This is a genomic window from Methylophilus sp. DW102 (assembly GCF_037076555.1).
GTDB lineage: Bacteria > Pseudomonadota > Gammaproteobacteria > Burkholderiales > Methylophilaceae > Methylophilus > Methylophilus glucosoxydans.
Genome location: NZ_AP029023.1, coordinates 1024861 through 1041254 on the forward strand (window position 1 = coordinate 1024861; position 16394 = coordinate 1041254).

The window sequence follows — 16394 nt, forward strand, 5'->3', positions numbered from 1 at the left end:
GCGCCTGCGCCTAGTCTTGCTTAGCAATCTTCATTTACATAAAGCAAACGATTAAAAAAACAATTTTTTTATTTATTAGGTCAATATTCAAAACATGAGCACATTAGAGTTAGCAAATCATGGCCCGGTGATTCCGGTGATTGTCATTAACAAAGTGGAAGATGCGGTGCCGATGGCCGAAGCGTTGCTGGAAGGCGGCATTAAGGTGCTGGAAGTCACATTGCGTTCCCCGGTTGCACTGCAAGCCATGGAAGAAATTGCCAAGCATGTGCCTGACGCGATCTTGGGTTCCGGGACCGTACGTAACCTGAAAGATGCGAAAAACTCCAAGGATGTAGGTTGCCAGTTTGCGGTCAGCCCAGGCTACACCAGCGAGTTAGGCAAATATGCCCGTGAAATCGGTTTGCCACTGTTGCCAGGCGTGTCTACCGGCTCAGAAATCATGATGGCGAATGCCGATGATTACTACTTCCTGAAATTGTTCCCAGCGGTGGCGGTGGGTGGCATTAACCTGCTCAAAGGCTTTGCCGGCCCATTTGCAGACGTGAAATTCTGCCCAACGGGCGGTGTCAGCGTTGAAAGCGCCCCACAATTCCTGGCGTTGCCTAACGTGGTTGTGTGCGGCGGCACCTGGTTGACACCTGCCGATGCCGTGGCCAATAAGGACTGGGCACAGATCACCAAGCTGGCGAAAGAGGCTTCTGCGATCGTGGCGGCCAAATAAGTATAGCGTTAGACAAATCGTCTATAATGAAGGCTTGTAGTGATACAAGCCTTTTTTATTTGCCAAGCCCACTCCGTTATGTCCCAAAGACCAGACCTCTCCCTGTATAAAACCATTGTGCTCGATTGCGATGGCGTTGTCCTCAATAGCAACCAGACCAAGGTGGATGCCTATTACAACACCGCCAAGCGTATGGGGGGGACGGAGGCGCAGGCGCAGGCCTTTGTGGACTATCATATCCAGTTGGGCAGCATCCCGCGCAATGACAAAATCCGTTATTACATCACCGAGATTATCAAACAGCCTTTAACGCCTGAGCGTTTTCAGGCCTTTATGGATACGTTTACCGAGATTCTGGATGAAACCCTGATGCAGTGTGAGGTTGCGCCTGCACTGATGGATTTGAAAAAAGAAACCGCAAACGCCAAGTGGATGCTGCTGTCTGGCGGAGATCAAACAGAATTGCGGCAAATTTTCCCGCGCCGTGGCCTGGATACGCTGTTTGAACTGGGCATTTATGGTGGACCGACTAAAAAGAATGAGCACCTGGCCAGCATGATTGCCGATGGGACCATCCAGTTCCCGGCCTTGTTTATTGGCGATAGCCGCTTTGATCATCAGGCTTCGACTGGCGCCGGGCTGGATTTCATTTTTGTCGCAGACTGGACCGATATGCCGGACTGGCAAGCCTACTGCCAGACGCATGGGGTGACCGTTTGTCATCAGCTTGAATTGTCGCCTGTAACGGCTTTCTGTGCGCCCTAACCGTCGCCTGACTGCTTAAAGATGAATGCCGCCATGAAGAAAATTTCACCACTCAAACTGTTTTTAGGCCTGACTACACTGCACATGCTAGTCACCTGCTGGGGATTCTTCAGCATTGGTGGGCAAGCCACCACGGGCGCAGCCTTCTGGTTTCATGTCTGTGCCTGGCTGTTTTACAGTTTTGCCTATGCCGTCGTGACCCTGATCCCGGCCTGGCTGCAGTCGCTGCTGGCACGCACCATCAACCGCTACACCGCACTATTGGCGCTCACGTTTTCCGTGATAGGCATTTTACTGGTCAGATCGGATTTAATGATTTATGACCTGTATAACTTTCATTTCAACGGCTTTATCTGGAATCTGGTTACCACCAAAGGCGGCCTGGCCTCGCTGGGGACCAGCGACGAGACCTATGTGGCGATCGGCGTATCGGTCGCGATTGTCATCCTGATTCAGCTGTTCGCCTGGTGGTTGAGTACGCGCATGCAGTCATTCAAGCCCGCGCTATTGCTGACACGGCCTTTGTATCTGGTTGTGCTGCTGGCCTTTGTCGCGCAAGCTGTCTTATATGGCATCAGTGATGTCAAAAATAACGGGGCGATTCTTGATTCGGCGACAGTCTATCCCTTCTATAAACGGATTACCTTCCGCAGTTGGGCAGAAAAAATGGGCGTGCAAACGGTGCGCCATAGCAGTAACCATCTCAATGTGGATACTTCCAGAATTCAGTATCCTTTATCGCCGGTGACGTTTAGCGCCGTCCAACAGCCGCCCAATATTGTCATTCTAGTGGCAGAGTCTCTGCGCTGGGATCGTTTAACGCCTGAGATCATGCCTCATGTCTGGCAATTTGCGCAGCAAGGCTTGTATTTTAAAAACCACTATTCCAGTGGCAACGGTACGCGTGAAGGCCTGTTCGGCATGTTTTATGGGCTATATGGCTCTTACTGGTCCAGCTTTTTACATGCACAACAGCCGCCCTTGCTCATGCAGCGCGTGCAGGCCTTGAATTACCAACTCGACCTGCGTACCAGCGCACTGTTTTCTTATCCCGAGTTTAATAAAACCTTATTCGCCAGCGTGCCGCTTGCACAGCTGCACGAGGCGGAGGAGAAGTTAACCCCCTGGCAGCGCGACCAACAAAATGCCTCTGAGCAAATCGCCTTTTTGCGTACACGGGACAAGCAGCGGCCATTCATGAGCTTTTTCTTCTTTGAGTCTACGCATGCGCGTTATGACTTCCCAGAGCAAGCCGTGATTGCCTCCCCATATTTAAAGGATGTGAATTACTGGGGCATGAGCCGCGAGTCGCTCAAGCCCAAGATCGGCGAGTTCAAAAACCGCTATACCAATGCTGCCCATTGGGTCGATCAACAAATGGGGCGGGTGCTTGATGAACTGCGTGCGCAGGGCGCATTAGACAATACCATTGTCATCATCACTGGCGATCATGGAGAAGAGTTTCTGGAAAAGGGCTTCTGGGGACATAACTCGAGTTTTGTTGAGGAGCAGACACATACGCCTATGGTGGTGTGGATGCCGCAGCACTCGCATGCCGAGATTGAGCGCATGACCAGCCATCTGGATATTTCACCAACGTTATTACAGGCCCTGGGTGCGCCTGAAGATAGTAGCAGCTATTCGCTGGGCCTGTCGTTGCTGACCACGCAGTCACGCCCATTTGTTGTGGTCAGTGACTGGCACTCTATTAGCGTGCAAACAACGGATATGAAGTACCGTATTCCATATTTGCATCATGGCGTGGATCATTTTGTGCCGACCGGGCCGCACGATGAATCGTTATCTGCCAGCGCGCAAGACAGCCTCATGGCCAAATATCAACCATTGTTATTGCAGGCGATCCAGAATTGCAGCCGCTTTTTGGCCTTGCACAAAGACAAGGCGTCATGAGTACCACGGTGCAATTTAAAGCAGAAAATCCGCTGCCTGCAGAGATTCGGCAACGACCGGATGTGTTTGATTTTTTTATGCAGTTGCCAGGCAAAAGTTTCCGCAAGGTTGCCGAACGCGAGACCTTGCGGATTGCGCTGGCCGGCCAGCATTTTTTTATTAAACGGCATTTTGGTGTGGGGTGGGGCGAGCTGTTCAAAAACTGGCTCAGCTTTAAACGCCCGGTGGTGAATGCGCAGAATGAGGTGGCGGCCATCGCCGCCTTGCAGCGCTTGCATATTCCCACCACGCCTTATGTGGGGCATGGCATCCAGGGCTGGCTGCCCGCCACTCAGCGCTCATTTGTGATTACCGAGGATTTGGGCGAGATTGTCACGCTGGAGGATTTGGCGCTACAGTGGCAAATCACACCGCCCACACTGCGGTTCAAGCGGGCGCTGATCCGCCGGGTGGCGGAGATTGCACGTCAGATGCATGCGTATCCGCTCTACCATCGTGACTTTTATATCTGCCATTTCTGCTTTAAAGCGGCTGAGCTCGCGCTGATGCCGCCACGATTGCATGTGCTGGATTTGCATAGAGCAGAAATCCGCGCACAGCCTTCGCAACGTATGCAAATGAAAGATCTGGCTGCGCTGTATTTTTCAGCCATGGATGTTCAATTGACCCGCGGAGATCTGCTCACATTTCTTCGGCATTATGTTGGTGACGACCGTCAGTTATTGCGTGGGGAGTCGGCATTTTACCGTGCCATTGCGCAGCGTGCCGACAAGCTTTACGCCAAGTACCAGCGCAAACGCCGCGCTGGCGTGGCCATGTAAGCGCGGCGTGAGTGATTTGGCGGGGTGAATTAAATCGTACCGTGTAGCTTGGTGTAAATCATGCCTGCCAGCTCGAAGTCCTCATGGTAATCAATATCGACCACCATATGGTTGGTTTCAAACAAGTAGGGATTGACGCCAATATGGTAGTGAAAGCGGTTGACCGTCTCGCGTTTGAGAATAAACAGGCTCCACAACACCGAATATAACTTGGGCAAGTCTTGCGAGACCTTGTGCCAGTAACCAAACCCATAGTTGACCGGATTGCCCTTGTCATCCAGCAAATGCCCTTTGAACGGCTTGACAGCAACCAGCGAATCATAATCGTTGCGGACATCTTTCCAGACCGCCAAAGCTTCCTTGAACTGATTAAATAAGGGCGAGGTGACCTGAATCCACATAATGTCATCGTCACCAGGCAGCGGGTCGGTTAGCGCTTTGACCAGGTCAGGCTGATAAATTTTGTTGCCGGTCAGGGAGGCATCGCGCTGCATAAAGTGAAAGCCATACTTGTCACACAACGGTTTGACCAGTTCCACACTTTCTGATGACACATAGACATTTTCTGGCGCTTCAAAGGTCAGAATTTGCTTGGCCTTGATGTCGAACAGCGAATCGTCCTGATAAAAAGGGCGAATATTTTTATGCGGAATACGCGTGGAGCAGGTTTGCAGCGGGATAATAATTTTCATAACTTAAATCATTTCTTGACGGATGCCGTCTCGGTAATTTGTTGCAAAGCCTCGGCAAACGACATTTTTGGAATAATCTCGGCAGGCAAGGCGCTCTGTAGCGACAGATTATATAGCTTAACCCCTGTTTTTTCACTGGCCAGACGCGCCAGCTCAAAGCAGCCGCGAATATGCGGTTCGTAATAGCGCAGAAAATCTGGTGAAGGATTGTGCTGGTCGGCATAAAAATGGGCTTTACCGGTGCCGCCCAAATCCATGCCCAGAATATAAATCGCCTCATAGCCCAGGGCAAACGCCAGTTGAACTGCCCAGGTGGCCACCGTTTTCCCGGCAAACACGCCTTGTTGTAAATTGTGGCTAAAGCCTATCGAGCGGCAGTAGGGCAATAAATCCGGGGCCAGCAGAATCTCAGGCGACTGCGTAAAAGCCTGCAAGTATTGCTCGGCACTGCCTCTGGCCACCCCATATTTGCGACTCACCGACTCAATCAGGTAGAGATTGCCTTGCTTCAGCAGTTCCGGCGCCCGCTCAGCAATAATACTCAGCCCTTCAAAGTTGAAGAAACAGCGCGCGCCCGAACGGACAGATTCGACGACACAATCCCACTGGCGCTCAAATACGCGGTGATCCACAATCACGCAGTCGGTCGGATGGAGCTTGGCCGCGCTAAATTTCTTAATTGCGCAATTGAGGCTGATGGTCGGATACGCGGCGATTTGCTGCAGATCAATCTCGGCCAGCGAAGGGCCGGAAGCGACGATCCAGCATGGTCCCCGTTGTTGTTGGCTCAGCGTATGCGCAAAAGGGATGGTGGCTATTGGCTGCTTTTTCCAGAGGACGGTGCAGCTGTGCTCCCCGCGCTGCAGGTCAAAGTCCGGGTGGCAGTTGTATTGATGCTTGAAGGCGTCACCCAATTGCCAGCGCCGGTAACCCATGCGCAATTTATCTACGAATCTCATGCGTGCGTAATCACTTCTGGTCCAGCCACTGCCTGAAGTTTGAAAACCCATGAATCAGGATGATGTACAAGGCGATCATGCTCAGCGAGAAGTTTCTGAACTCATCCTTGGTGGTGAAGTTCAGGAACAGCAGCAGGTTAGGAATAAAAATCCCCAATGTATACCGTTTGAGCATGTCATCCATTTGTTGCCAGCCAGCGCGTATCCAGTAGGCCAGCCATGGAAACAGCAAGACGTGCTGCAGTGTGGGCGAGAACAATCCCAGTGTATAAAAATCACTCAATTTGAAATAGTTGACCGGATTGAGCCAGAATTTTGCGTTATCAAGCAAGTGAAAATGCAGCGCAGAATCCGTGTTCCCGGTATAGGGTGCGATGATCCATTGCCGGATCAGGAAGCAGGCAATGAATTGCAGCGCAAAGTAAGCCACGCGCTTTTGCATGGGGTAGTCTTTGGCATGTAAAAAGAAAAATCCGAATGCGGCAACGAAGGCGGTTTCTTTGTTAAATGCCGTGAGCATGAGCAAGATGGACGCCAGAAACTTGCGGTCAGTCAGAAAGTAATAGGTGCTGACTGTGATACCAAGCAGTTCAAAGAAATCATAAAAATAGCCGCCACGCTTGAAAGTCAGCGGGTAGATCAGGCTAAACAGCACCACGGCGAGGATAGAGGCCGAGTAGTTGTCAGAAAAGTGCAGAAAAATCTTGCGCAGGTAAATCAGCGTCAGCAGAAAACTGAGCAAAGTCACGCCATACATCAGGTGGTAGTCCAGCGCCACGCGAGGCGTCCATTCCTCGGCAGGTACATCGTGAAAGAAATGGTTTTTCAGTTTGTCGGACGAGATGATGCGTTCAAACAGCTTTTCCTGTTTCTTTTCCGGAATCTGCTGCACCGCCAGGTCAGCCAGACGCGGGACCGTTGAGCGGTAAACATAGGGCTGGTAAGCCGTGCCATCAATCACCCCTATTAGCGACGCATAGCGGGAGTCGTCGCGGAAACCCCATTTAATGAAAAAGCTGTTGCAGACGTTAGCGGTACACGCGACCAGAATCACCCAAAGAATGCTCAAGCGCAGCAAATGTTTGAACGGTGGTTGCCAGAGGTTAAGAATGGGAAATTTTTGGGTCAGCGAATGAATCATGAGGAGGCCTGAACGAATAGTGAATTATTTTTATGAATTTTAACGTATTGCATCAGGGTGTCACGGCCTGTTTGCTAAAAATCATGACTTTAGATTTACCGCGCCAACCGTAAAAGGTTTTGACCAGTTTGAAATTGGCTTTTTGCAAGGTTTGCACAGCGAGCTGTTCATAAGCCACGTCCACCGCATCCTTGCTGATAGTGATCATATAGTAGTCATACTTCGAGATCGCCTGCTGCTTCACCAGCTCGGGAAACAGTGTATGACCCAGTACTCTATCCTGATATGGTTGGTGGGCATAAAACCTCGCATTTTCGGTGTCATAAAACACCGGTTGCTGTTGTGGATTTATGGTCTGGATGTAGTCCACCGCCTGCCGATCAAGATCAGTCGGATTTCTATCCCATAAGGAGTAGGCGAGCATGGCAACCAGCAAGCACGCAACCCCTCGGCTACTGAGCTTAGGCCAGCGGCTTTGCCATTCAGTCATGGCAAACGCGGCGAGGAAAATAAACACGATGCCACTGGCAATGACATAGCGGCTGGAGAGGACAAACACATTCAACAAGATCACCAGGCTGACGACAAAGCTGACGCTGAGTGTTGCCAGCGCCAGATGCCGGGCGGGTGCCGGTAAGCGCGACCACCAGCTCTGTTTGGGCCAGCAGATGGCAATTAATGCTGGCAGGCCGGCCGTTTTTAATGTTTTGCTGATGGCAATCAGGATCAAGGTTACCCAGAGGCTGAACAGGCCGTATTCATCCAGATCTTCACCTAATACCTGCTGGTTGATAATGGCGGCTTTTTGTTGAATAAAATCGATGCGTTCCCCAAACAGGCGCGTGACCTGAGTGACGATTTCTTGCAATCTGCCTAATTGATCCAGTCGCAATACGCCAGCGAATAAGGCGATTCCTAACATCAATGCTGTGAGCAGGCTGAGGCTATTGGCGCGCAGCCAAAGCTTGATTCGCCCTGAGGCGCTTAAGCCGGTATAGGCAAGCGCGCAGAAGGGCAGGGCGAGCAAATAAACCGCCGCTTCAATCCGGAATAAGGTGGCGATGACCATGGCGGCCTGAAACGCCAGCAGGTCCTGCCAGCGTTGCGTTTTAAGGCTGCGTAGCCAATATACCAGGCCCCAGGTGTAGGCCGCCCAAAAGCCCTCGTCGCGCAGCAACATGCCTAATACACTGCCGACCATATATTGCGTGGAGAACAGCAGGCCATGCCCCCAGTGCAGCGTGCGCAACTTGGCGCCCGCTTCTAGCAGCAATTGTTGAAAGCCTGCGACAAACAGCACAAAGCACACTATATTCAAGCCGATGGCCGCGCTGTGTATCTCCAGACCCGTACTGCGGTGTATCAGTGCGAGCAGGCTTGGGTAGAACGGCCACGAGAACAGGCGATACGCCTGATGCCATTGCCCGGCAGCCAGAAGTCTGGCCTGCTCAAAATACAACAGTGAGTCGTTGTTTACCCAGCCGTGCTGGTTATACATAATTTTGCTGACGATCAGAAAGGCGGCCAGCAAATACAGGGTTAACCACTGGGCTTGCGTGATTTTTTGCAGGTAAGAAAAGCGTTTCATGACGCAAACTCCACGCGCGTGAGTGCGAGTGTGGGTAAGACTTGTTCAGTGGACAATTGTCGCAAACAATTCAAATGACCGAGCGGACATACACGCTTGAAACACGGGCTACATGCCAGCCCCAGATATTGGATCACTGCATCCGGGTGCATCGGTGGCGTATGTTTCGGGTCAGAAGAGCCATAAATCGCTACCAATGGCTTATCCAGTGCGGCAGCCACATGCATCAGCCCTGAGTCGTTACTGACCACGCGTTGGCACAACGACATCAGGTCAATCGCATCCCCCAGGCTGGTTTTGCCCGCCAGGTCCAGGCATCGCTGCTGCGTGAGGTGTTGGATGGAGGCCGTCACCAGGGCATCTTTATCGGAACCAAACAGCATCACTTGCCAGCCTGCATCTAGCGCATGATTGGCGACTTGCGCGTAATACTCGGCTGGCCAGCGTTTCGCTTCGCCATATTCGGCCCCTGGGCAGAGACCCAGCATCGGTTTGGAGGCATTGAGCTTGAAAGCATGCAGTAATCGGTCTGCATTGGCTGCATCCGCGACCAATGCAGGTTGTGGCAAGGCGCTAGGGAGCACAGTTTGCGGGCTTAAACCCAGCGTCACAAAGCGCTCGACGGTTTTTTTGAGACGGGTTTTATCCAGCGGGCGCATGTCATTGACCAAGCCGTAACGCATCTCTCCTTTAAAACCGGTCCGTAATGGAATGCCGGCAGCCCAGGGCAAAATGGCTGATTTCAGACTGTTTGTGAGTAAGATGGCTTGTGTGTAACCCTGAACCCTCAGGCCACGGCCAAAGCGCCAGCGCGCGCCTAAAGATAATTGCCCGTGTTTGAAGGGCAGGGCGATGGCTTGGGTGATTTCAGGCATGCGCGCCAGCAATGGCAGTGTCCACAAAGGTGCAGCGACATCAATCTGGCAAGCGGGACGGTCCGACTTGAGTTGCTTGAACAAGCTTTGCGCGAGAACCATGTCGCCTACCCACGACGGGCCGATGACCAGAATCTTGTCAGCACTACTCATGCATGCATTTTTTTAATCAGGTTGGTGGTACTTCGGCCTTCCACCAAGTCAATCAATGCAATTTCACCGCCCCAAGAGAGCACCTCTTTGCCGCCGACCACTTGGGCTGCGGTGTAGTCGCTGCCTTTGGCAATGACATCAGGTTGAACTGCCATGATCAGGTTCAAAGGCGTGTCTTCATCAAACAAAATGACCGCGTCCACAGACTCCAGGGCGGCCAGCACGCGCGCACGATCATTTTCATTCACCACGGGTCGGGTCGGGCCTTTGAGCGCAGATACTGAACGGTCGGTGTTGAGTCCCAGCACCAGTTTGTCGCCCCGCTTTTTGGCCGCTTCAAGGTAAGTGACATGGCCTGCATGCAATAAATCAAAGCAGCCATTGGTAAAAACGATTTTTTGGCCTTGCTGTTTCCAGCGGCTGACCTTTTGCTTGAGCTCTTCCAGTGCGCAGATTTTGTGCGCCTGTTCATTGCCTTGTGCCGTCATCAGCGCATCAAGTAATTCGGCCTTGGTAATTGGCACGGTGCCGACTTTGCCAACCACCACGCCAGCGGCAATATTGGCCAATGATAAGCTATCCAGTGCCGACAGCCCGTGCATCAGCCCGGCAGCCAGGGTGGCAATCACGGTATCCCCTGCGCCTGAGACATCAAATACCTGCTTGGCGGTGGCGTTAAGATGGTGGGTGCTGTCATCAATCAGCGTAATGCCTTCTTCGCCTCTGGTGACGGCTAGAAAATCCAGTTGCAAGCGTTGCTTGAGCGCCGTTGCTTTGGCGATTAGCGCCGGATCTTGCTGGCTGCTGTCGCAGGCTTCGGCGGTTTCTTTTTTATTCGGCGTGAGTGCAGTTGCGCCACGGTATTTGCTGTAATCACGGCCTTTAGGATCTACCAACACCGGTATCTGCCGCGTACGGCAACGCTGGATCACCTGCTGGCAGAGGGTTTCGGTGAGCAAGCCTTTGGCGTAGTCTGACAAAATCACCAGGGCAGGTTGCGCTGCCAGTGCAGTGTCAATATTGGCGAGGATTTCAGCTTGCTCGCTTTCATTCAAATTCTGAGTATCTTCCTGATCCAGACGGAGCATTTGCTGATGTCCGCCCAGAATACGGGTTTTGGCAATGGTTGGACGATGCTGGCTGGTGAGCATGGCTTCGGTCGTAATCCCATGTGACTGCATGGCTTTGAGTAAGGTCTGGCCTTCACTATCATTGCCCATCAAGCCAATCATCTTGGTTGAGATACCCAATAATGCCAGGTTGGCTGCCACATTGGCGGCACCGCCCACGCGCTGTTGTTCGGATTTGATCAGCACAACCGGGACCGGTGCTTCAGGTGAAATGCGGTTGACCTCGCCGAGCAGGTAGCGGTCCAGCATCACGTCCCCAATCACCAGGGCATGGGCACCCTGATCACCAAACTGCTGCACAACTTTACTGAATGCAGGATTCATCAGACTTAAGACTCCAGAATCTCGCACAAGCTGTGGCCGATAAAGATGTGCGCTTCCTGGATGCGTGCAGTCACGCTGGATGGCACCACAATATTGTGCTTGCACAGGGCATTTAACTTGCCGCCTGTGCCGCCAGTCATGCCTATGGTGGTGGCGCCGATTTCATTGGCGGTTTCAATGGCACGGACCACATTGGCGCTATTGCCACTGGTGGTGAGGCCGATCAGCACATCCTCGGGGCGACAGAGGGCTTCTACCTGACGGGCAAAAATATAGTCATAGCCATAATCGTTGCCTACTGAGGTCAGGATGGAGGTGTCTGTTGTCAGTGCAATTGAGGGCAGACCTTTGCGCTCTTTTTTAAAGCGGCCGACAATCTCTGCTGCAATATGCTGGCTATCTGCCGCACTGCCGCCATTACCGCACAGCAGAATTTTGCCCCCGCGCGCAATACAGTCACGCAGCAAGTTGCCGACATCGCTGATGAGTGGAAATAAGGGCTCCAGCGCCTGAAACATCGCCATATGGGCGGCGTGTTCACCTTTGAGGTATTCAATATGGTTCATATCGCTCACAATCTATCGCTCAATTGTTTGATGACTTATGCGTAAGGGTCGTCTTGCATCAAATAGTTTTGCACATAGTCTTTGACGCCTTCCTCCAGCGAGGTAAACGGCTTTTTATATCCCGCATCGCGCAGCTTCTTCATCTCTGCTTGGGTAAAGTACTGATATTTGCCCTGCAGGTCTTGCGGCATATCAATATAAGTGATGTTGGGCTCTCGGCGCATACTGGTCATCACGTTGGTCGCCAGGTCTTTAAAGCTGCGTGCCTGACCGGTGCCTATGTTGTAAATCGCGCTAGCAACCGGTTTGTTTTTGAGGGCTGATTCCAGGAAAAAGCCCATCACATCCGCCACGTCTTTGACATAGACAAAGTCACGCAACTGCATGCCGTCCTCTATGCCTTCTTTGGTGCCTTTAAACAGGCGCATGGTCCCGGTCTCGCTAAACTGGTTAAACGTGTGATACGCCACGCTGGCCATGCGCTCTTTGTGATATTCATTCGGCCCGTAGACGTTAAAAAACTTGAATCCAGCCCAGGCGGGCGGGGTAGGTTGCTTTTGTGCGACTTGCTGCAACACCCACTGGTCAAAAAAGTGCTTGGAGTAGCCATAGCCGTTTAATGGCCGCAAGTTCTCAATGCTGGTATCGTCATAGCCTTGTTCACCACCGCCATACGTGGCCGCAGAGCTGGCGTAGAAAAACGGCACCTCATACTCGGCACACCAGGACCACAAGTCTTGCGAATAATGCATGTTATCCGCCACCAGCTTGTTAAAGTCACGCTCGGTGGTTGCGCTGATCGCCCCCATATGAATCACTGCCGTGATCTCATCATTCTCTTCGAGAAACTCAAACAGCTGGTCTTTATCCAGGTATTCGGCATAGTGTCTGTGTACCAGGTTTTGCCACTGGTTTTCATGCGTGATACGGTCAACAATCACCAAGTCTTGCCGACCCAGTTTGTTGTTTAAATGCCAGGCCATGATAGAACCAATCATGCCTGCACCACCGGTGATAATGATCATAGGGGAACGATAAAAACGTTAAAACGCGATTATAACGCGTAATTGGGGAGGGCTGGCAGTGGAATAGGCGAGCGCTGCAAGCAAGACCAATGCGAATGAACGCTGAAATGAGTTTTTATGCTTGGTGCAAAATGCAGGAGATAGATTTGCTATCTTTGTGCACGGTTCTCAGGCAGATAAATGCTGATACTAATTTTTTGACTCAACATCACGGCGCTCTCTCCACCAACACTGGCTATCTAGATAGCGAAGCTTTGGCCAGTGTTTTCATCCTTTTGACGTGCAGCCAAGTTAGATGCTGGAAAATGACATGTCAGTCATGAGGGCTTTTAAATGTTTAAAAAATGTGATGTTCGAGCCGCAGCGTTATTTTTCAGCGCCCATTGCCAAAGCGTTTTGTTTACTCGCTTGTGCTTCAGCTGCTGCTTTTGCTGAGTCAAACTCATTACTCACCCAACCCTGCAAATGCTCCAGCGCAATATCGCGCATCGCTTCAATCCAGACGGCTTCGCTATTGAGTGCAGGGATATAGTGATAATCCCCACCGCCCACTGACTGGAACAAGTGTTTACCTTCCATAGCAATTTCTTCCAGGGTTTCCAGGCAGTCGCTGCTAAAGCCGGGACAAACGACATCTATGCGTTTGATTTGTTGTTTACCCAAGGCGTCTAGCGTGTTGGCGAGGTAAGGTTGCAACCATTCCTGACGACCGAAACGGGACTGGAAGGCGATTTGATATTGGTCTTTGCTTAAGCCTAAGGCCTCTGCCAGCAAGCGTCCGGTTTTGTGGCACTCGCAATGGTAGGGGTCGCCTTTTATCAGGTGGAATTTGGGCACGCCATGAAAGCTCATCACGAGTTTTTCTGGCTGGCCGTGTTGTTGCCAGTAGGCTTTGATATGGCTGGCCAAGGCTTGAATGTACAGCGGATGATCGTGGTAGTGCTTGATGGTACGGATGGCAGGCACATTGCGCATTTTAAGTAGTACGCGCCACACGGCATCCAGCGCCGCCGCAGTGCTGCTGGCGGCGTATTGGGGGTAGAGCGGGAATACTAAAATGCGGTCGCAGCCTTGGGCTTTGAGCGAGTCAATGGCGCTTTTCATGCTGGGGTTGCCATAGGTCATGCCGAGTTCGACGGCAAACGGGCTGTTAATGTGTTTAGCCAGACTCTGTTGCAATAAGGTTTTCTGTTGCTGGGCATAAACCATGAGCGGTGAACCTTGGTCTGTCCACACGCTGGCATATTTTTCTGCCGATTTTTTCGGGCGAATCACCAGGATGATGCAATGCAGAATCCAGCACCAGATAAAGCGCGGGATTTCGACCACACGCCTGTCCATCAAAAACTGCTGCAGGTAAGGCCGCAAGGCTTTCGCCGTGGGGGCGTCAGGCGTGCCCAGGTTAGCTAACAGTATACCCACTTTTGGTTGACTGCCGTGGGTGTAAGCAGGTTCTGGCTGGTAGTAAGTCATGAACGCATTTTAAGTGAAAAGTGCCCTTATGACTTACCTACTTTTGAAAAGTGCCGATGTTTGTTGTTGCGATAGTTAATCTGGTCGCAAATCATGCGGCTGATTTGCGACCATAATCTTTGTTTAGATCCAGGTTATTTCTTATGAATCTGGTTACCAATCACGCCACCAACCGCCGCACCACCGACCGTTCCGATGGAGCTGCCACCAGTTAAGACTGCGCCCGCGACTGCGCCTACACCCGCGCCAATGGCAGTGTTTTTACCACGCGTGCTCATAGAGCCACAGGCAGAAGTGCTCAGAGTCAGGACCAGCAGGGCAGTCCAAACCAGGGATTTCTGAAGTGAGACAGGGGATGGTTTTTTCATGATTTCCTCTCCAAAGGGATTAAACATGTAGGTATTTTAAGTAAGTGAGCAGAGCGTAGGCAGTCAATCCAAGCTGATTAGTGTGTCAGAGGAATCTGACGGGTGAATATTTCTTATAAAAGAAAATCAAATTGTTGCGTAGACAAAATAGCCCTTGCCAGAGCATAACGTTGCTCTAACAAGGGAGGGCTGAATCATGTTTAAGCTTGTCTTCTGCGTTTCAATTCTAAGAGGCCTAATCCCGCCAATATCAGCGCTGCGGACTCAGGTTCTGGGACTGCGTTCGCTAAGGTAATGGTCCCTGCGTAGCTGGCATTTGTACCTGTACTTTCTCCAACGACTTGCAGATAGTAGCTACCTTGTTGAATGCTATTTGTAAATCCAAAAGAAAGATTGCGGCCGGAATTGAATACCGTACCATTCATGACCAGGTTTTTGTTTTCATCCAGTAAGTTAAATTCCTTGAACTGAAAGGTGGTTCCTGTACCAGAAATACTGGTGAGGACTTGTTGTAAGCCATCAGTGCTAAACGAAATGTAGTCATTGAAACTTGTATTGCCGCTAAAAATATTGCTGAAAACATAACCGCCACCAGCTCGAGTCGCATCGTAGGTTGCAGCATACGTGGGATTAATGATTAAAGTACTTAGACATAGTGCAACTGATAAAGCGGATTTTTTCATAACAAACTCCTGAGTAATAAAAAACGAGCTTGTGTCGAGCGCTTTGCGCAACATAGACAAGCATGTAGATCAGGATTGTGAAAAAACAGCAGTAGAAGGTTTATCCGACCGTGGCTGATCTCGGTGTCGGAATTATTAGCCTGATATGGTCTGGCAATATTTAGTTTGAGAGTGCGCTAGATAATAGCTTGGCCGTGATATCGACAATCGGGATAATCCGCTCATAGGCCATTCGGGTCGGGCCGATCACGCCCAGCGTCCCCACGACCTGACCATCGACTTCATAGGGTGCAGTGACCAAGCTGCATTCATCCAGTGCCAGATAGCCACTTTCGCCACCGATAAAGATTTGTACACCATCGGCGCGTTGACTTTGATCAAGCAATTGCATCAGCGCCGTGCGGCGTTCAAAAATCTCAAACAGTTTGCGCAAGCTGCCGACGTTGGTTGAGAGCTCATTCACTTCTAGCAGTTTGCGTTCGCCCGCAATCACCACAGCCTCTTTTTCTGAAGGCTCTGGTTGGCTGGCAGCATCCAGCGCAGCAGACATGAGGTGATTGATGTCTGCCTGCATTTGTTGCAGCTCCTGCTTGAGCTTGATCTGTACTTCTTCCAGGGTGAGTCCCTGACAGTGGCTGTTGACATAATTGCTGGCGGTGGTGAGCTCACTGGCGCTAAAGGCGCGGTCGGTCAGGACAATCCGATTTTGTACCTGGCCGTCATCGGTCACCAGAATCACGAGTATTTTTTTGTCATTTATATGTAAAAACTCAAGGTGTTTAAGCACGTTGCGGCTACGCTTGGGCGTCATGACCAAGCCTGCAAACTGGGTCAGTTGCGAGAGCATATCCGCCGCATTGTTAATGAGTGCTTGCGGGTCGGGCGAGGATAGCCCAGTTTTAAGCTGGGCGAGGGCGCGTTGATCAAGCGGCTGTACCGTCATCAGCGAGTCCACAAACAGGCGGTAGCCTTTTTTGGTGGGTACTCTGCCCGCAGAGGTATGTGGACTGGCAATAAACCCCAATTGTTCGAGGTCACTCATGACGTTACGAATTGTCGCAGGGCTGACATCCAGGCCGGAATGCTGGAGCAGAGTGCGGGAGCCTATGGGTTGCCCTTCACTGATGTAATGCTCTACCAAGGTTTTAAGCAAAATTTGCGCGCGTTTATCCACTTTAGACGATCTCATTAGAATG

The 16394-nt window shown here is 51.3% G+C and carries 16 protein-coding genes; 4 read left to right on the forward strand and 12 right to left on the reverse strand.

Features of this window, described 5'->3' with window-relative positions:
* The first annotated feature begins 94 nt into the window (after positions 1-94).
* The 4 genes from eda (at position 95) to rfaP (ending at position 4221) form a co-directional block, all read left to right on the forward strand.
* Complete coding sequence (gene eda, locus AACH41_RS04785) at positions 95-724, forward strand: bifunctional 4-hydroxy-2-oxoglutarate aldolase/2-dehydro-3-deoxy-phosphogluconate aldolase (protein ID WP_194747147.1); 630 nt, start codon at positions 95-97, stop codon at positions 722-724.
* Positions 725-802: 78 nt separating this feature from the next.
* A complete protein-coding gene (locus tag AACH41_RS04790; RefSeq protein ID WP_275356942.1) occupies positions 803-1489 on the forward strand; it encodes an HAD hydrolase-like protein in 687 nt (228 codons plus the stop codon).
* A 33-nt stretch (positions 1490-1522) separates the two neighbouring features.
* Positions 1523-3400, forward strand: coding sequence for a sulfatase-like hydrolase/transferase (locus AACH41_RS04795; protein ID WP_338657104.1), 1878 nt, complete (start codon positions 1523-1525; stop codon positions 3398-3400).
* Entirely contained in the window at positions 3397-4221 is an 825-nt protein-coding gene (rfaP, locus tag AACH41_RS04800; RefSeq protein ID WP_338657106.1) for a lipopolysaccharide core heptose(I) kinase RfaP, read from the forward strand. Before AACH41_RS04795 ends, rfaP begins: the two co-directional genes overlap by 4 nt.
* Positions 4222-4250: 29 nt before the next feature.
* Here rfaP and AACH41_RS04805 read toward each other — a convergent pair whose 3' ends face one another.
* The 12 genes from AACH41_RS04805 to hrcA form a co-directional block, all read right to left on the reverse strand.
* Positions 4251-4913, reverse strand: a complete 663-nt coding sequence (locus AACH41_RS04805; RefSeq protein WP_338657108.1) for a CMP-N-acetylneuraminic acid synthetase — start codon at positions 4911-4913, stop codon at positions 4251-4253.
* Between the two features lie 8 nt (positions 4914-4921).
* Positions 4922-5872: a hypothetical protein gene (locus AACH41_RS04810; RefSeq protein WP_338657110.1), complete on the reverse strand. Its 951-nt coding sequence runs from the start codon at positions 5870-5872 to the stop codon at positions 4922-4924.
* Between the two features lie 10 nt (positions 5873-5882).
* Positions 5883-7013, reverse strand: coding sequence for a hypothetical protein (locus AACH41_RS04815; RefSeq protein ID WP_338657112.1), 1131 nt, complete (start codon positions 7011-7013; stop codon positions 5883-5885).
* A gap of 52 nt (positions 7014-7065) precedes the next feature.
* Complete coding sequence (locus AACH41_RS04820) at positions 7066-8601, reverse strand: hypothetical protein (protein WP_338657114.1); 1536 nt, start codon at positions 8599-8601, stop codon at positions 7066-7068.
* Positions 8598-9629: a lipopolysaccharide heptosyltransferase II gene (waaF, locus tag AACH41_RS04825; protein ID WP_338657116.1), complete on the reverse strand. Its 1032-nt coding sequence runs from the start codon at positions 9627-9629 to the stop codon at positions 8598-8600. Before waaF ends, AACH41_RS04820 begins: the two co-directional genes overlap by 4 nt.
* On the reverse strand, positions 9626-11083 hold the full coding sequence (hldE, locus tag AACH41_RS04830; protein ID WP_338657118.1) for a bifunctional D-glycero-beta-D-manno-heptose-7-phosphate kinase/D-glycero-beta-D-manno-heptose 1-phosphate adenylyltransferase HldE: 1458 nt from the start codon (positions 11081-11083) through the stop codon (positions 9626-9628). The genes waaF and hldE overlap by 4 nt, the downstream gene beginning before the upstream one ends.
* Positions 11084-11088: 5 nt before the next feature.
* Positions 11089-11649, reverse strand: coding sequence for a D-sedoheptulose 7-phosphate isomerase (locus AACH41_RS04835; protein ID WP_194747137.1), 561 nt, complete (start codon positions 11647-11649; stop codon positions 11089-11091).
* 35 nt (positions 11650-11684) lie between these two features.
* A complete protein-coding gene (gene rfaD, locus AACH41_RS04840) occupies positions 11685-12674 on the reverse strand; it encodes an ADP-glyceromanno-heptose 6-epimerase (RefSeq protein ID WP_313983884.1) in 990 nt (329 codons plus the stop codon).
* Positions 12675-13040: 366 nt separating this feature from the next.
* On the reverse strand, positions 13041-14147 hold the full coding sequence (gene hemH, locus AACH41_RS04845) for a ferrochelatase (RefSeq protein ID WP_338657123.1): 1107 nt from the start codon (positions 14145-14147) through the stop codon (positions 13041-13043).
* Positions 14148-14281: 134 nt separating this feature from the next.
* Positions 14282-14515, reverse strand: a complete 234-nt coding sequence (locus AACH41_RS04850) for a glycine zipper 2TM domain-containing protein (RefSeq protein WP_275356932.1) — start codon at positions 14513-14515, stop codon at positions 14282-14284.
* 200 nt (positions 14516-14715) lie between these two features.
* Positions 14716-15198, reverse strand: coding sequence for an FxDxF family PEP-CTERM protein (locus AACH41_RS04855; protein WP_338657126.1), 483 nt, complete (start codon positions 15196-15198; stop codon positions 14716-14718).
* A 160-nt stretch (positions 15199-15358) separates the two neighbouring features.
* Complete coding sequence (hrcA, locus tag AACH41_RS04860; RefSeq protein ID WP_194747132.1) at positions 15359-16387, reverse strand: heat-inducible transcriptional repressor HrcA; 1029 nt, start codon at positions 16385-16387, stop codon at positions 15359-15361.
* Positions 16388-16394: the final 7 nt, after the last annotated feature.

Bases quoted from the DNA above. Each gene is read 5' to 3' on its own strand.
- AACH41_RS04805 (WP_338657108.1), bottom strand. From the start codon at position 4,913: ATGAAAATTATTATCCCGCTGCAAACCTGCTCCACGCGTATTCCGCAT.
- rfaP (WP_338657106.1), top strand. From the start codon at position 3,397: ATGAGTACCACGGTGCAATTTAAAGCAGAAAATCCGCTGCCTGCAGAG.
- AACH41_RS04855 (WP_338657126.1), bottom strand. From the start codon at position 15,198: ATGAAAAAATCCGCTTTATCAGTTGCACTATGTCTAAGTACTTTAATC.
- rfaD (WP_313983884.1), bottom strand. From the start codon at position 12,674: ATGATCATTATCACCGGTGGTGCAGGCATGATTGGTTCTATCATGGCC.
- waaF (WP_338657116.1), bottom strand. From the start codon at position 9,629: ATGAGTAGTGCTGACAAGATTCTGGTCATCGGCCCGTCGTGGGTAGGC.
- hrcA (WP_194747132.1), bottom strand. From the start codon at position 16,387: ATGAGATCGTCTAAAGTGGATAAACGCGCGCAAATTTTGCTTAAAACC.
- AACH41_RS04820 (WP_338657114.1), bottom strand. From the start codon at position 8,601: ATGAAACGCTTTTCTTACCTGCAAAAAATCACGCAAGCCCAGTGGTTA.
- AACH41_RS04815 (WP_338657112.1), bottom strand. From the start codon at position 7,013: ATGATTCATTCGCTGACCCAAAAATTTCCCATTCTTAACCTCTGGCAA.
- AACH41_RS04790 (WP_275356942.1), top strand. From the start codon at position 803: ATGTCCCAAAGACCAGACCTCTCCCTGTATAAAACCATTGTGCTCGAT.
- hldE (WP_338657118.1), bottom strand. From the start codon at position 11,083: ATGAATCCTGCATTCAGTAAAGTTGTGCAGCAGTTTGGTGATCAGGGT.
- AACH41_RS04850 (WP_275356932.1), bottom strand. From the start codon at position 14,515: ATGAAAAAACCATCCCCTGTCTCACTTCAGAAATCCCTGGTTTGGACT.
- AACH41_RS04810 (WP_338657110.1), bottom strand. From the start codon at position 5,872: ATGAGATTCGTAGATAAATTGCGCATGGGTTACCGGCGCTGGCAATTG.
- hemH (WP_338657123.1), bottom strand. From the start codon at position 14,147: ATGACTTACTACCAGCCAGAACCTGCTTACACCCACGGCAGTCAACCA.
- AACH41_RS04795 (WP_338657104.1), top strand. From the start codon at position 1,523: ATGAAGAAAATTTCACCACTCAAACTGTTTTTAGGCCTGACTACACTG.
- AACH41_RS04835 (WP_194747137.1), bottom strand. From the start codon at position 11,649: ATGAACCATATTGAATACCTCAAAGGTGAACACGCCGCCCATATGGCG.
- eda (WP_194747147.1), top strand. From the start codon at position 95: ATGAGCACATTAGAGTTAGCAAATCATGGCCCGGTGATTCCGGTGATT.